Below are 14246 nucleotides of genomic sequence, written 5' to 3'. Positions count from 1 at the left end.
ATCGGCCCGGTACCCTCGGATGGTGTCTGCCACCTCCCCTGTCGCCAACTCCGGCCCGGCCCGCCCGGAGCCGTCACCCGCTGAGGGCCGCCGCGTCGCCCTGCTGACCCTGGGCTGCGCCCGCAACGAGGTCGACTCGGAGGAGCTGGCCGCCCGGCTGCACGCCGACGGCTGGCAGGTCACCACCGACGGCGAGGGCGCCGACGTGGTGGTCGTCAACACCTGCGGCTTCGTGGAGAAGGCCAAGCAGGACTCGATCCAGACCCTGCTCGCCGCCGCCGACACCGGAGCCAAGGTCGTCGCCGCCGGCTGCATGGCCGAGCGCTACGGCCGGGAGCTGGCCGACAGCCTCCCCGAGGCGCAGGCCGTCCTGAGCTTCGACGACTACCCGGAGATCGCCGCGCGGCTGAACGCCGTCGTCGCCGGTGAGGCGCTGGACGCGCACACCCCCCGCGACCGGCGCGAACTGCTCCCGCTCACTCCGGTGAAGCGCCGCGAGGCCACCGTGTCGCTGCCCGGTCACGGCACCACCGTGGCGCCGTCGTCCGGCCGGGCCGCGTCCCGGGTCGCGGTCGAGGCCGACGAGCACACCCCGGCGCACCTGCGCCAGGTGCTGCGCCGCCGGCTGGACACCGGGCCGGTCGCCTCGCTCAAGCTCGCCAGCGGGTGCGACCGCCGCTGCGCGTTCTGCGCGATCCCCGCCTTCCGCGGCGCGTTCGTCTCGCGTACGCCGGACGAGCTGCTCGCCGAGGCGGAGTGGCTGGCCAAGACCGGCGTACGCGAGCTGGTGCTGGTCAGCGAGAACTCGACCTCGTACGGGAAGGATCTGGGCGACCCGCGGGCGCTGGAGAAGCTGCTGCCGCAGCTCGCCGCGGTCGACGGCATCGTCCGGGTGCGGGCGAGCTACCTGCAGCCGGCCGAGACCCGACCGGGCCTGGTCGAGGCGATCGCCACCACGCCCGGCGTCGCGCCCTACTTCGACCTGTCGTTCCAGCACTCCAGTGAGCCCGTGCTGCGCCGCATGCGCCGGTTCGGCTCCACCGACCGGTTCCTGGAACTGCTGGCCTCCGCCCGGTCGCTGGCCCCCGACGCGGGCGCCCGCAGCAACTTCATCGTCGGCTTCCCCGGCGAGACCCGCGCCGACGTCAACGAGTTGGTCCGCTTCCTGACCGAGGCGCGGCTCGACGCGATCGGCATGTTCGACTACAGCGACGAGGACGGCACCGAGGCCGCCGGGCTGCCCGGCAAGGTCTCCGCCGCGACGATCAAGCGCCGCTACGACCGGCTCAGCGCGCTCGCCGACGAGCTCTGCTCGCAGCGGGCCGAGGAGCGACTCGGCTCGACGGTCGAGGTGCTCGTCGACTCGGTCGACAACGGTGTCGTCGAGGGTCGGGCGGCGCACCAGGCGCCCGAGGTCGACGGCTCGACCACGCTGGTCGCCCCGCAGGGCGGTGGCGTCGACCTCACCGCGCTGCGCCCCGGCGACCTCGTACGCGCCACGGTGACGGGCACCGAAGGGGTCGACCTGCTCGCCGTGCCGGATGAGATGATCTCGGCGGCGCCCGGCGCGGCACGGTGACGGCGGGCCCGGACGAAGCGGGGAGGCCACGTGGTGGGGTACCGGGAACGCCACAGCGGGCCGAGCGGGGCGCGCCGGTGACCGGGGCGACGGAGTCCACGCCGTCCCGGATCGTGCCCCGGGTGCCGCTGCTCAACGCGGCCAACGCCCTGACCGCGCTGCGGCTGGTGCTGGTGCCGGTGTTCGGGGCGACGGTGGTCGTCTCGGCGATGACGCACGCCGGCTGGCGGATGGCGGCCTGCCTGATCTTCGCCTTCGCCTCGGCGACCGACCTGGTCGACGGCTGGATCGCCCGTCGGTTCGGGCTGGTCACCTCGCTGGGGAAGGTCGCCGACCCGATCGCCGACAAGGCGCTCACCGGTGCCGCTCTGGTGCTGCTGTCCTGGTACGACCGGCTGCCCTGGTGGGTGACCGTGGCGATCCTCGTCCGTGAGCTGGGCATCACCGGGCTGCGGTTCTGGGTGATCCGGCACGGGGTGATCGCGGCCAGCCGAGGCGGCAAGATCAAGACGGCGCTGCAGATCCTCGCCATCGCCTGGTACCTCTGGCCGATGCCCGCCCTCCTCGCCCCGGTGGGCCCATGGATCATGGGCGCGGCCGTGGTGGTGACGGTGGTCACCGGCTTCGACTACGTGGCCCAGGCCCTCCGCCTCCGCCGCCCCACCCCGTAACCACCCCACCCACCCCCACCCGCCCCGTCCCGCCCCGTCCCACCCCCGGCCCGGCGATCTTGCAGTTTGTGCCCGTGGCCCGTCCGGTTCGGGCGGAATGCCGGGGCGGTAAGTGCAAGGTCGGCGGGGAGGGGGGCGGCGGGGAGGGGGCGCGGGAGGGGTGGGGGCGTGGGGGCGGTGGGTTTGTTCTGGGTGGGTGGGGAAAGGGTGGCGGGTATGGACAGCGAGAGCGACGCGAACGGGGAGCGGCCGGTCGGGAGCCCGGCGGCCGGAGTGGTGCACAGCCTGGCGGAGCGGCACGAGACGCTGGCCACCGTCGAGTCGCTCACCGGTGGCCTGCTCTCCGCCTCGATCGTGGAGATCGCCGGGGTGAGCGGCGTCTACCGGGGCGGCATGGTGGTCTACGCCACCGAGTTGAAGGCGACGCTGGCGGGCGTACCGGCGTCGCTGTTGGAGGAGCGCGGCCCGGTCGACCCGGACGTGGCGGTGGCGCTGGCCGAGGGCGGGCGGCAGCGGTGCGGCGCCGACTGGGGGCTCGCCACGACCGGGGTGGCGGGTCCGGAGCCGCAGGACGGCAAGCCGGTCGGCCTGGTCTACGTCGCCGTGGCAGGGCCGGGCGGCAGCAGCGTGCGGGAGCTCGACCTGGACGGCGGGCGGGCGCACGTGCGGGCCGCCGCGGTGATCGAGGCGCTGCGGCTGCTGGCCGAGCGCATCCACGAGGCCGACAAGGACGAGTGAGTCCGCTCCGGCTGTCGTGATCGCAACACTCGAGCACCGGCGTCGATCGTCGCGGCCGGTCGGAGCGGTCCCAACGGGGCGCGCCCGGATCCGACGGGCGGGGCGGGATGTCGCCGGGCCCCGCAGCGGGTACGGTTGCGGGAAGGCTCCGGCGCTCGGGGCCGACACGGTTCGCCGTGTCCGGCCGGGCGGGCGTCCGGAGGGAGTTCGGCCCTCAGGGGGAGGTGCGATGGTCCTGCTACGCCGGGTGATCGGTGACGCACTGCGGGCGCGCCGGCAGGGGCAGCAGCGCACCCTGCGCGAGGTCTCCTCCGCGGCGAACGTCAGCCTCGGTTACCTCTCGGAGATCGAACGCGGGCAGAAGGAGCCGTCCAGCGAGCTGCTGGCCGCGATCTGCGACGCCCTCGGTGCCCGCCTGTCCGAGCTGCTCCGCGAGGTCAGCGACACCGTCGCGCTCGCCGAGCAGATTCCCAACGTGCTGGTCCCGGTGCAGGACGAGCCGGCCCCGGTTCCGGCGGCGCCCGCCGCGAAGGCGACCAGCCGGGCGGTCCGCCAGGTCAGCTCGGACGGCACGGTGGCCGTCTCCGTCCGCCAGGATTCGCCGCTCAAGGCCACCCTCCGCAGCACCCGGGTCCGGCCCACCGAGCGCGACCGCGACGTGGTCTGCGCCGCCTGATCCGCGTTTTTCGCTCCGTGGCCCGCCTGGCGCGTCCCGCGTAGGGTTGATCGCACGCGGAGTCCGCCGTCGGCTTGTCGTTCGGGTGCCGGTCCGGCGTCCGGCTGGGACGATGGAAGGGCCGCGTGGTGGCGGCCGGTCGTCCTGCCCGGCACTCGTCGAGGCGGAGCGACGCTACTGAGGGGATACCGCGGAGATGGCGAACCCGTTCGTCAAGGGGTGGAAGTACCTGATGGCGCTCTTCGGCGCCCGGATCGACGAGCACGCCGATCCCAAGGTCCAGATCCAGCAGGCCATCGAGGAGTCGCAGCGCCAGCACCAGGCACTGGTCCAGCAGGCCGCCGCGGTGATCGGCAACCAGCGCCAGCTGGAGATGAAGCTGTCCCGGCAGATGTCCGAGGTCGAACGTCTCCAGGCCAACGCCCGGCAGGCCCTGGTCCTCGCCGACCAGGCCCGGGCCAGGGGCGACGACGCCGAGGCGAGCCGCTACGAGCAGTCGGCGCAGACCCTGGCCACGCAGCTGGTCTCCGCGGAGCAGGCCACCGAGGACCTGAAGACGCTGCACGACCAGGCGATCAGTGCCGCCGCGCAGGCCCGTCGCGCCGTGGAGAACAACTCCATGATCCTTCAGCAGCGGCTCGCCGAGCGGGCCAAGCTGCTGAGCCAGCTGGAGCAGGCCAAGATGCAGGAGAGCGTGGCCCGCTCGCTGGAGTCGATGTCGGCGTTGACCGCGCCGGGCACCACCCCCTCGCTGGACGAGGTCCGGGACCGCATCGAGCGCCGCTACGCGAACGCGATGGGCCGCGCCGAGTTGGCGGGCAACTCCGCCGAGGGTCGGATGCTGGAGATCCAGAAGGCGACGCTCGACTCGGCCGGCTCGGCCCGTCTGGAGCAGATCCGGGCCAGCATGGCCGGCGAGCAGCTCGGCGCGCAGCAGCGGGCCGGCGTGGAACAGCAGCGCACCGGTGAGCAGCCGGCCGGGCCGGCCAGCGACCCGGCCGCCGCGGCCCGGCTCGACGAGATCCGCGCCAGCATGGCCCGCGAGCGGGGCACCGGGGACACCACCGCCGCCGGCTGAGCGGCCGGCACGAGGAGGTCAGGGTGGCAGACGAGCGTACGCGGTACTTCCGACGGCTGGCCCGGCTGCGCCGCTCCGCGCGGCGCTGGAGCGTGCTGGGCGGCGGGCTCGGCGGCGCGGCGGTCGTGCTGGTCCCGTACGCCGGCCTCGGTCTGCCCGACGCGGCGTGGGCGGCCTCGGCGGGCGGTGCGCTGGCCCTCGCGGCCTGGCGCTGGATCGACCTGCGGGCGCTCGCCGCCCAGCCGGCGCCACCCGCGCTCGACCCGGCCGAGGCCGCAGCCCGGTCCCGGGCCCGGCTGGTCGCCGCCGTGGAGCGGCTGCCGGTGGGGCCGGGCGTGCTGGCGGAGGTGCGCCGGGTGCGCGCCCGGGTCGCGCTGCGGGGCACGAGCGCGGCGGAGCCGTGGGCGCGACTGGACCGGGCGGCGCTGACCCTGGCCGGGTTGCGGACCCGGCTGACCGGGCTGGCCGAGCCGGCGGTGGTCGAGGCGGCTGCGGCCGACCGGTCGCTGCGGGACCTGGCGCACCGGGTGGCGGGTGTGGAGCGGGCCCTGCGGCTGGCCCCGGTCGAGGCCCGGCCGCCGCTCGCCGACGCGCACCGGGTGCTGGCCGGGCAGTTGGAGAGCGGCGTCGCGGCGTACGAGCGGCTGGTCGTGGCGGCCGCCGGCTATGTGGCGGAGGACGCGCGGCCCGACGGCGTCCACCCGGCCGCGTCCCGGTTGACCGAGGCCACCGACCTTCTGCACGGCGTGGCGTCGGTGCTGGCCGAACTGCGCGCCGTCGGCGATCCCCTCCGCACCACCCAGAGCCGCTGACGCCCGCACCCGGCCCGGTCAGGGAGGGGTGTCGACGGCGACGGGAGCGCTGAACGGGGAGCTGCCGACCACGTTGAAGGCGCGCACCCGGTAGTGGTACGTCACGCCGCGCGCCAGTCCGGTGTTGGTGAAGCCCCGCGCGGTCACGGTGAACGTGGCGAGTTCCCGGCTGAAGTCCGCGTCGAGGGCCCGCTGGACGATGAAGCCGCCGCCCGGCCCGGCCGGCGCGCCGGCCGCCCAGCCGAGGATGACCGTCGCCGTGTCGGGCCCGGGTGCGGCGGCGGTGACCGTCACCGACTCCGGGGTCGCCGGGGCGGGTGGCGTGGTCACCGTGGCCACCGTCGACCAGGGTGAGGCGGCGCCCAGGTACGTGGTCCGCACCCGGTAGTAGTACGTGGTGTCGGGCGCCACGGCGGCGTCCAGGTGGTTGTCACCCACCCCGACCGCCGTGGTGCCCGGGCCGCTGGTGAAGGTGGGGTTCGTGGCACGTTGCACGTCGACGCCGGTGGCGAAGGAGCGGTTCGACCAGCGCAGGGCGACCCGCAGCGGCGCGGCCGGTGGCACCGCCGCGGCGAGCGCGGTCGGTGCGGTGAGCTGCACCGACGCGGGCACGCTGTTCGACCAGGACGAGCAGCTGACGGCGTTCTCGGCCCGGATCCGGTAGTGGTAGGTGACGCCGGGGGTGACCGTCGCGTCGGTGTAGCGGGTGGCGGTGGCGGCCACGGTGATCGACGTGACCCCGGTGGTGAAGGTCGGGTCGGTGGCCCGTTGCAGCAGGTGGCTGGTGGCCGCCGGCCGGCCGCCGTTGCCGGTCCAGGCCAACGCGATCGCCGGCAGCGCGGTCGACGAGCCGGGCGCGGGCGTGGCGGTCAGCCCGGTGGGGGCCTTGGGCGACACCCGGAGCACGAGTGGGCGGCTCATGCCCTGGTCGCGGCGGCCGGCGTGCTGGCTGTGCCAGCGGTACTCCCAGCCGAGGTTGACCAACTGGTTCACCACCAGCGCGGGCCGGCCGTCGAGCGGGCTGACCGGGGTCGAACCGGTGCGGGTCCCGGCCGGTCGGGTGGGGTCGAGCAGTCGTACGCTGTCGCCGATCTTGAACGGCAGGGTCGGCGCGACGGGACGCAGCGCCACCACCAGGTCCTCCCGGGGATTGACCCGGACCACCTCCTTCCAGCCCAGCTCCCCGCCGTGCGGCGGCCGGATCGTCCCGTCCCAGCCCACCCGGTTGACCACCTGGAGGTCGCAGCCGGCCAGGCGGAGCGCCTCGGTCTGCCGGCTGTTGCCGACGATCCGCCACACCTGCGTGCCGTCGGCCGGGGCGCCGATCGGCACGGCCGGGTCGGCCGCGAAAAGGATCTCCGTCGCCGGGTCGGTGGGGCCGAGCGGCAGGGTGGTGGGGGAGAGCGGGCCGGCCTGCGGGTGCGCGACCCCCAGCCGACCCGTGAGCCGGCCGAAGTCGGGCTCGAAGACCTGCTGCACCGCCTTCACCGTGACCGGCACGGTGACCGGGGCGGCGCCACCGGCCGGGGTGAAGGTGACCGTGGTGGCGTGCACCGGCACGACCGTGTCGCCGGGCACGCGGGTGCCGATCGCCGGGTCGTACGCCGGCTGCGGCACGATCGGCGGGCGCTGGCTGGCCGCGTACGCCCGGGGGAGCCGCTCGCGGAGTCGCTCCAGGTCGTAGCGCGGCGCCGGTGTGCCGCTCACCCGGAACTGGAGCAGCGTCCGCGTGTTCGGCCCGTACCCGGGGCGGGTCGGCGGTGCCCCGCCCACCGCGCTGTGGTCCGGCGCGCCGGTGTGGTGGTCGTAGCGGGGGTCGAAGCCGGGCAGGGGCGCCGGGCAGTCGTTGTAGAGGATCAGGGTGGCGCCCGGCGGCACGGCGGAGAAGTCCACCACCACGTCGGCCCGCTCGCCGGGCGCGAGCAGCAACGCGTGCCCGTCGACGTTCAGCACGGTGGGGTCCTGCCGGTTGTACCGGTAGCCGATCGGCCGGTTCGGGATCACCACCGGCGCGGGCAGCAGCCCACCGTCGTTGCCCACCTGGATCAGCTCCGGCCCGGCCGCGGCCGGGTCCGGGACGCCGCCCTCACGCCCGTCGGCCGGCCACTGGGCCGGGCGCTCCGGCGACCGGACCGCCGGCACCATCGGCACCTCGCCGGCGTCGGCGTCGCGCAGGACTCCCTCGTCGTCCCACATCGGTCCGTCCGAGGCCGCGCGGTAGAGCTGCAGGTTGAGGCTGCGGTCCAGGCAGGCGTTGAGGATCCGGAACCGGTACGCCCGCGGCTGCACCTCCAGGTAGGGATAAGCGATCCCGTTGACCAGAGGCGTGTCCCCGTACGCCTCGGGGACCGCGCTGGGGTGCGGGACCCCCGGGGTCAGGGGCGGCTCCTCGACGGCGGCCACCGGGTCGTGGTGCGGGTTCGGCACCGGCCCCGGCCCGAGGTGGCCGGCCCCGTGCCCGTTCGCCCCCGGACGGGCGTCGAGGTCGGGTCCGTCGGCCGTACGCGACCACGGGCCGTAGTCCCACCGGCCGGTCGGGTTGGTGCCGCCGCTGCGGTACGGGTTCTGCCGGGGCTGGTAGACGTGCGGATGCCAGAGGCTGCCCCGGGCGCCCCAGCGGTCCCGGTCCCACGTCGGGTCCTCGGCGGCGAGTTGCCCGTCGTCCGGCACGAACGTCTTGTCCTCGATCACCAGCGGCAGCTCGTGCTCGGGCAGCACCCCGTCGGCGACGAGCTGCTCCTCGGCCGGGTCGGTGAGCAGGTAGAGCGCGAGCTGACCCGAGTACACGGTCAGCCGGGCCAGCCCGAGCGTGTTGTCGTGGAACCACAGGAGCCGGCCGCTCTGCTCGTTCGGGAAGTAGAGCGTGGTCGCGCCGGCACCCGGCGGCGGCATGTCGGGGACGTGGGTCAGGCCGACCCCCGTCGGGTACGGCGTGATCTCGCCGGCCGGGGTGACCCACTGCCACGGGTTGCCCGCGCTGATCCACCCCGTCTGCGCACCGGCCAGGTGCAGCACCGCGCGGTTCTGCGGGTACGGGGCCGGGCCGTCCAGCGGCCCCACACCCGCTCCCTCGACGGTCTCGTCGACGGGGAGGAACAGTTCGCCGGCCCGACCGGTCGGTAGCTGGTTGATGAACTTGACCCGCACCGGGCGCCCCCGCCGCGCCCGGATCAACGGGCCGAGGTGCCAGGGCCGCCCCGGCGGCGCCACCGTGTTGTGCCCGGCCGCGTCGGTGCCCAGGTTGAGCTGCCGGTAGCCACGCAGCCGGGTGGCCGGCAGGTCGCGGTGCAGGCGCTGGGCGTACTGCTGGAGGCCGATCTCGTAGTAGTCGCACCCGGGGTAGCTGATGGTGTCCGGCACCGCCACCGGCAGGTAGCCACCCAGTTCGGTGCGGCCGAGCGGGCCGGGGCCGGGCAGCGCGTCGACGAACTTGCGCAGGCCGGTTCCGGGCAGCACCCGACCGTCGGTGTCGGTGACCGGCAGCGGGCTGCGGGCGAAGTTGGGCACCGGGCCGAAGCAGTGCGGGACGGCCGCGGGATCAAGGCTCGCCGGTGCCGCAATCACCTCCTCGGCGGTGCGGGCGACGGGGACGGTCGCCGTACGGTCGGCCTCGACCGTGCGGCCGTTGCGGCCGCGCGTGCCGCGGTCGGCCCAGGTGGTCCGGAGTCTGCGGAACATCGCCATGGCTCTCCCCGGGGTCGGGGCACGACCGTCGCCACCCCGGCGTGGCGACCCGGTCGGGCCGGCTCTGCTGACGATCGGTGAGCGTCCAACCGCAGCATGCGACGCCGGGGGCCCGGTTAGGAATTACCCAATCGTCCGTTTCTGTGTCCCACGCGGACGGAACGGCGCTGGTCAGCCGGCCGGGCGTTCCGGCTGGCAGGCCGGGCACCAGTAGGTGACGCGGTCGCCCAGCTCCTCCTTGCGCACGGCGGTGCCGCAGCGGCGGCAGGGCTGGGCCCGGCGGCCGTAGACGTAGCTGGTCTGCCCACGATGCAGCGAGCCGGTGGTGCTCTGCGCCCACCGACCCCGGTTGGCGGCCAGCAGCCGCTGGGCGAGGGTCACCAGGCCGGTCAGGTCGGGCACGTCGCGCACCGGCGTCCACGGCGAGACGCCCCGCAGGAAGAGCACCTCGCACTTGTAGAGGTTGCCGATCCCGGCGAGGCTGCGCTGGTCGAGCAGCGCCTCCCCGATGGTGGTGTCCGGGTGGGCGGCCAATCGGCGGGCCGCCTCGGCGGCGTCCCAGTCCGGGCCGAGCAGGTCCGGCCCGAGGTGCCCGACCAGCCGCTCCTCCTCCACGGTCGGGACCAGGGCCAGTTCGTGCAGGTGGTAGCCCACGGCCACCGCCCCGGGGCTGCGCAGGACGACGCGGATCAGGTGCGCGGGCCGGCCGGCCCAGCGTTCCCCGGGCGCGTACGCCCGCCAGGCGCCGTCCATGCGCAGGTGCGAGTGCAGGGTCCAGCGGGTGCCGTCGTCCTCCGGTGCGCCCCCGCCCCTGGTGGCGACCTCGTTCCGTGCGGTGCCACCGGCCGGCGCGCCGGGGCCGGCGGCGTTGGTCGGGGCGGTCAGGCGGAGCAGCAGGTGCTTGCCGCGGGCGGCCGACTCGCGCACGGTCCACCCGGTCAGGTCGGTGGTCGCGAGCTGCGGCACCCGGAAGTCGCTCCCGCTCAGCGTCGCGCCCGCCAACGCGCGGTGCAGGACGCGGGCGGTGTTCCAGACGGTGTCGCCTTCGGGCACCCCTCCATCCTCCCCCCTCCGAACAGCATTCGCATGTATCGCTATTTGTACCCAGGTTCCGATTGATCTACCGATACCGGCAGTATCAGGAAGTTCTGAGGAGAATGCCCATGAGACTGCCTCATCGTCCGATCCGGGCCGCCGTCGTCGTCGCCACCCTGACCCTCGTCCTCTCCGTCGCGCTCGTGCCCACCGCCGGCCCCGTGCCGGCCGTCACGACCGGCCTCACCGTCACCTCCGCTCCCGCCGCCCCCGCCGAACGGTGGCGGGCAGATCTGACCGTCGTCGACGGCGACGACGTCAACGTGCGGCGCAGTGCCGCCGGGCTGCGGCTGCGCGACGCCCGTCCGAGCGCGGCCCGCTCCGGACGCAGCCCGCACAGCGCCTTCGCCGAAGGTGCTCTGCTCAGCGCGCCGCGTACGCTGTCGCGCCCCGCCACCCGGGTCCGCGCCGAGGTGTCCGCACAGGCCGCGGCCGGCGCCACCGTCGAGGTGCAGGTGCGCGGCTGGCGGGCGATGGGCTGGACCGAGTGGCGCGCCGCCGGCGCCGTCTTCGACCGGCCCGTGACCCGGGTGCAGACCCGGGTGCTGCTCACCGCCCGGGACGCGCGCTCCGCCACCGTCCGCGAGGTCCGGCTCACCGCCGACTCGACGGCCGCGGTGACCGCCGCCACCCCCGGGCTCACGTACCGCGTGTTCGCCACCCGCATCGGGCTGGTCGGCGAGGTGACCGCCAACGGCCGGAAGATCCAGCCGCGCGACCACTTCGTCGCGCTACCGTCCCGCCGCGGGCTCGCCCCGCTCAACACCGGCGACTACACCGTCCGGGTCTGCACCACCAACGGCAGCCGCTGCGAGTACGCCCCGGTCTGGGACGTGGGGCCGTGGAACACCCGCGACGACTACTGGAACCCCAGCGCCGTACGGGAGAACTGGAAGGACCTGCCGCAGGGCCGCCCCGAGGCGCAGGCCGCCTACCAGAACGGCTACAACGGGGGGCGCGACCAGTTCGGCCGCCGGGTGCTCAACCCGGGTGGCATCGACCTCGCCGACGGGACGTTCTGGGACGGGCTCCGGCTGACCACCAACGCGTGGGTCGACGTCGCGTACCTGTGGACCGGCGGCGGGCCGCGCGGCGTGGTCGGTGACGGACCGCTCAACATCCGGGCCGGCGCGAGCACGTCCCACGCCGTCCGGGGGCTGGCCGCCCGCCTCGCCAACGTGCCGATCCAGTGCTACGTGACCGGGCAGTCGATCACCGGGCCCTACCGCACCACCAACCGGTGGAACCGTCTGGCCACCGGGCAGTACGTCAGCCACGCGTACATCTCGGCGGTCTACGGCGGCACGGTGCCGCGCTGCTGACCGGACGCGACCGTCCGGGGGCGACGACGTCCCCGGACGGTCGCCGTCACGGCAGTTCGTCCGGGCGCGGCGCGCGCACCATGTCCTGGTAGCGCGGGTGGCTGGCGCCGTAGACGGCGAAGTTGAGCCGGGCGTGGGAGAGGCTCAGGTCGCCGTTGGGGCCGCCCCGGACCACGTCGGCGTCAGTGTCGGTCTGACCGTCGTCGGTCCAGAAGCACACCGGGCAGGTGCCTCCACCGGTCCGGGAGGCGCAGCAGGGACAGGCGACAGGAACGGATTGCTCACCCACCGGGGCAGCATTCCACAGTCGAGGAAGGGCCGCGAGGGTCGCCCAGCCGCTGGTACGCGCGGCTGCCACCGGCCCCGTCGGCCCGCTCATCCGCTCACGCGCACCAGGTCGCCGGCGGCGACGCCGAGCAGGTCGACCGCGCGTCCGCCGTTGACCGCGATCGCCACCCGGCCGGCCGAGTCGGCGTGGACCAGCAGACCGCCCGGCGGTGCGTCGCCGAACGTCCAGCCGCGCACCGCCGACCGTCCAGCCGCACCGTTGTCGTCCACATCGGACACCGTCACCTCGCCGCCCCGCGGTGCCGGTGCGGTCAGCCGGACGGTCTGCGGCAGCCCGTCCAGCAGGTCGGCAGCGGCCGCGAGCTGCACGTTGCCGAAGTGATCCACGGTCAGCACCTCGGCGGTGAAGCCGTGCGCGTCGACCCGGACGACCGGCTCGGGCAGCCGGACCAGCGTCGCCGGATCGACCGCCGGGCCGGCCTCGGCCAGCGGCGCGCCGAGCGCCAAACGAGCGGCGACCGGCGCGAAGATGTCCCGTCCGTGGAACGTCCGGGACACCCGTGGGGCCAGCCACGCCGGGTTGGTCAGCTCGACCACCCCCGAAACCCCGCCCAGCGCCTCGGCGGCGTCCGGCAGCAACCCGTTGTCGGGGCCTACCAGCAGCCCGCCCGGGGCGGCCAGGGCGACGCCGCGGCGGGCCGTTCCGACGCCCGGGTCGACCACCGCCACATGCACCCCCACCGGTAGGTACGGCACGGTCTGGGCGAGCACGGTCGCGCCCCGCCGGACGTCGGCCGGCGGGACCAGGTGCGTCACGTCGATGACCCGGGCCGCCGGCGCCAGCGTGGCGATCACGCCGTGGCAGGCCGCGACGAAGCCGTCGGCGAGGCCGTAGTCGGTGGTCAGCGAGATGCAGGGAGCGGCGGGCATGGGGGAAGGCTAACCCCCTGTGCGGCGGGCCCGGCGGGAGCTGACCCCTCGTCGCCGGGAGCGAGCCGCCGCTCCAGGATCAGCTCGTCGTGCAGCGGGATACCGTCCTCGCCGATGAGCGGGATCTCCGGCTTGAGCCGCCGCGCCCGGTCCACCGCGCCCCGGTCCACCCCGACCAGCCGCAGCCCGCGGCGCTGGTAGAACCGGAGCGCCCGCAGGTTGTCGTTCGACGTGATCAGCCACAGCCGGGCCAGGCCGGCCGCCCGCGCCGCCTGGGCCGCCGCGTCCAGCAGCGCGCTGCCCGCACCCCCGCCGGGTCGCGCGGCCACCACGCTCACGACCTCCAGCCCGTCACCTTCCCGGTGGTGGGCGAGGGCGCCGACGACCGCGCCGGCGCCGTCCACCGCCACCAGCGTCGGCAGCGTACGCAGGTCGTACCGCGTGTCGTGGCCGATCACGTACGGGCCGCCCCACTCCCGTTCGTGCAGCGCGTCCACCGCCGCCCGGTCACCCGGCCCGGCCACCCGCACGGTGATCGCTTCCACGTGGTCCTCCCCTCGACGGCACCGGATGCTACCCGCGCCGCCCTCGCCGAGGCGTCCACGATGGCCACGCACCTGCCCGGGTCGGGGTGGGCGTCGACTGGGTTGGCGGTCGGGACGTGGCGCCGACGTCCGGTCGGAGTCGGTGGCGCGGTGGCGGATATGGGACAGGCCCACCGGCCGCGTGGCCGCTGGCCTCCGGCCGGTCCGGTTCGGCAGACTGCCCTGGTGACACGTCGGAGCCTGCCCCTCGTCGCGGTGCTCGTCGTCGCCCTCGGCGGAGGTTGCTCCCGTGGCGGCGACGACCGTCCGGAGGCGGCACCGCCGTCCACAGCGGTCAGCACGGCGGTTGCGGCATCGCCGACAACCGCCACGCCGCCCGCCTCACCGGCAGCCCCGAAGTCGCCGGTCGCCCCGCCGGTCCCGCCCGCCGGGGACGCCCCGGCCGTGCAGGAGCCCACCGAACGCCGGCCGAGCAGCGCGCCTCCCGTGGTGCTGCCTCGCCGACCGGCCGGAGCACCGGGAGCCCGGCAGGTGGTCGACGCGTTCCGGGCCGCCGGGCTGAAGGTGGGCAATCCTCGCGACCGCTCGGTCGACTGCGGCCCCGACGGCCTCGGCCTCGGCTGCTCCGAGTTGATCGCCACCGACGGGGTCACCGTGTACGTCTTCCCCGACCCCACGAGCGCGGGCGAGATCGCCGAGATCTGGGCCGGGCAGTCCTATCGGCGCGGCGCGGTGGTGCTCAACTACCTGGAAGCCCGGACGCCCGCCACCGACCGCTCCCGCTACGAAAAAGTCCTGACCACCCTGACCTGACCCCCGGATCCGGAG

13 protein-coding genes are annotated in these 14246 nt (G+C 75.3%); 8 read left to right on the top strand and 5 right to left on the bottom strand.

From position 1 onward, the window contains the following. The first annotated feature begins 19 nt into the window (after nt 1-19). The 6 genes from rimO (at nt 20) to pspM (ending at nt 5554) form a co-directional block, all read left to right on the top strand. Nucleotides 20-1579 (top strand): 30S ribosomal protein S12 methylthiotransferase RimO, encoded by a 1560-nt coding sequence (gene rimO, locus GA0070620_RS13750; RefSeq protein ID WP_091590835.1) that lies wholly within the window; start codon nt 20-22, stop codon nt 1577-1579. A gap of 77 nt (nt 1580-1656) precedes the next feature. Then, entirely contained in the window at nt 1657-2250 is a 594-nt protein-coding gene (gene pgsA, locus GA0070620_RS13745; protein WP_091590832.1) for a CDP-diacylglycerol--glycerol-3-phosphate 3-phosphatidyltransferase, read from the top strand. A gap of 216 nt (nt 2251-2466) precedes the next feature. Continuing rightward, the gene (locus tag GA0070620_RS13740; RefSeq protein WP_091590830.1) at nt 2467-2988 is read left to right on the top strand and encodes a CinA family protein; all 522 of its coding nucleotides are present in this window, start codon (nt 2467-2469) and stop codon (nt 2986-2988) included. A 229-nt stretch (nt 2989-3217) separates the two neighbouring features. Continuing rightward, nucleotides 3218-3664, top strand: a complete 447-nt coding sequence (locus GA0070620_RS13735; RefSeq protein ID WP_091590828.1) for a helix-turn-helix domain-containing protein — start codon at nt 3218-3220, stop codon at nt 3662-3664. A 196-nt stretch (nt 3665-3860) separates the two neighbouring features. Continuing rightward, nucleotides 3861-4742, top strand: a complete 882-nt coding sequence (locus GA0070620_RS13730) for a PspA/IM30 family protein (protein ID WP_091590826.1) — start codon at nt 3861-3863, stop codon at nt 4740-4742. Between the two features lie 23 nt (nt 4743-4765). Further along, nucleotides 4766-5554 (top strand): phage shock envelope stress response protein PspM, encoded by a 789-nt coding sequence (pspM, locus tag GA0070620_RS13725; protein WP_091590824.1) that lies wholly within the window; start codon nt 4766-4768, stop codon nt 5552-5554. 18 nt (nt 5555-5572) lie between these two features. Here pspM and GA0070620_RS13720 read toward each other — a convergent pair whose 3' ends face one another. After that, nucleotides 5573-9238 carry a hypothetical protein gene (locus GA0070620_RS13720; protein ID WP_091590821.1) on the bottom strand — a complete coding sequence of 1222 codons (3666 nt, stop codon included), beginning with the start codon at nt 9236-9238 and terminating at the stop codon, nt 5573-5575. A gap of 171 nt (nt 9239-9409) precedes the next feature. After that, a complete protein-coding gene (locus GA0070620_RS13715) occupies nt 9410-10291 on the bottom strand; it encodes a zinc finger domain-containing protein (RefSeq protein ID WP_091590817.1) in 882 nt (293 codons plus the stop codon). A 110-nt stretch (nt 10292-10401) separates the two neighbouring features. On the opposite strand from GA0070620_RS13715, the gene GA0070620_RS13710 reads away from it, so the two are divergent. Continuing rightward, nucleotides 10402-11655, top strand: a complete 1254-nt coding sequence (locus GA0070620_RS13710; RefSeq protein WP_091590814.1) for a hypothetical protein — start codon at nt 10402-10404, stop codon at nt 11653-11655. A 46-nt stretch (nt 11656-11701) separates the two neighbouring features. Here GA0070620_RS13710 and GA0070620_RS34035 read toward each other — a convergent pair whose 3' ends face one another. From GA0070620_RS34035 to GA0070620_RS34030, 3 genes are read right to left on the bottom strand one after another with little or no spacing between them, the layout of a single operon-like run. Then, on the bottom strand, nt 11702-12034 hold the full coding sequence (locus GA0070620_RS34035; protein WP_269456573.1) for a CPCC family cysteine-rich protein: 333 nt from the start codon (nt 12032-12034) through the stop codon (nt 11702-11704). After that, nucleotides 12031-12873, bottom strand: coding sequence for an SAM hydrolase/SAM-dependent halogenase family protein (locus GA0070620_RS13700; protein WP_091590810.1), 843 nt, complete (start codon nt 12871-12873; stop codon nt 12031-12033). Before GA0070620_RS13700 ends, GA0070620_RS34035 begins: the two co-directional genes overlap by 4 nt. Further along, the gene (locus GA0070620_RS34030; RefSeq protein ID WP_091590808.1) at nt 12846-13418 is read right to left on the bottom strand and encodes a GNAT family N-acetyltransferase; all 573 of its coding nucleotides are present in this window, start codon (nt 13416-13418) and stop codon (nt 12846-12848) included. The genes GA0070620_RS13700 and GA0070620_RS34030 overlap by 28 nt, the downstream gene beginning before the upstream one ends. A 225-nt stretch (nt 13419-13643) precedes the next feature. Between GA0070620_RS34030 and GA0070620_RS32675 the strand changes: the two genes are divergently transcribed. After that, a complete protein-coding gene (locus tag GA0070620_RS32675; protein ID WP_157741612.1) occupies nt 13644-14231 on the top strand; it encodes a hypothetical protein in 588 nt (195 codons plus the stop codon). Nucleotides 14232-14246 lie beyond the last annotated feature (15 nt).

This window comes from Micromonospora krabiensis, assembly GCF_900091425.1.
Taxonomy (GTDB): domain Bacteria; phylum Actinomycetota; class Actinomycetes; order Mycobacteriales; family Micromonosporaceae; genus Micromonospora; species Micromonospora krabiensis.
This window is presented reverse-complemented; position numbering and strand designations above follow the sequence as displayed.